The 607-nt window shown below is 72.2% G+C and carries 1 protein-coding gene; it reads left to right on the forward strand.

Annotated elements, in window-relative coordinates:
- Window positions 1-113: 113 nt before the first annotated feature.
- Window positions 114-607, forward strand: a 494-nt coding sequence (locus tag LPA54_RS35165; RefSeq protein WP_228984661.1) for an aldo/keto reductase, incomplete at its 3' end; no start/stop codon positions are given.

The following is a 607-nucleotide window of genomic DNA, read 5'->3' on the forward strand; positions in this document are numbered from 1 at the left end:
GGACGTCACCGCCTGGACGCACTCGCCCGAGCGGCCGGCCTTCGCGTCGGGCAGGTGGCGCACCTTGTGAGCGAACTGGTGGACGGCGAGGTCGCGGCCGTGGGGCGAGCCGGATGAGCGCACAGCTGGCCGCCGGAACGTACCGGTGCCGTGACGTGGCACAGTCGGTGGCCGCCGCCGTGGAAGCCGGGGTGACATGGGTCGACACGGCGCCGAATTACGCGTTCGGCACGGCTGAGAGCTCGTTGCGGCCGGTCCTCGGCATGTGTCCCCACGTACGGGTCTCGACCAAGGTCGGCTTCGTCCCCGATTCCGACTGGCGTGCCGCGTGGGCCGCCGGGGCGCTGCCGTACGACGGCGATCGAGGCCACTGCCTGACACGGCCCTACATCGCCTGGCAGGTCGCTCGCAGTCGCGCCCGCCTCGGCCGCGTCCCGGACCTGGTCTTCGTCCACAATCCGGAACACGGCCGGCCGGACCGGACCGGTCCGCCGCGGATGCTGACCGAGGCATTCGAGGAGCTGGAGGGCATGGCGGACGCCGGCGAGATCGGCGGCTACGGCGTCGCCACCTGGGCGGGCCTGTCGAACGGCATGTTCACCATCTC

Source organism: Streptomyces sp. DH12, assembly GCF_020873895.1.
Lineage (GTDB): Bacteria > Actinomycetota > Actinomycetes > Streptomycetales > Streptomycetaceae > Streptomyces.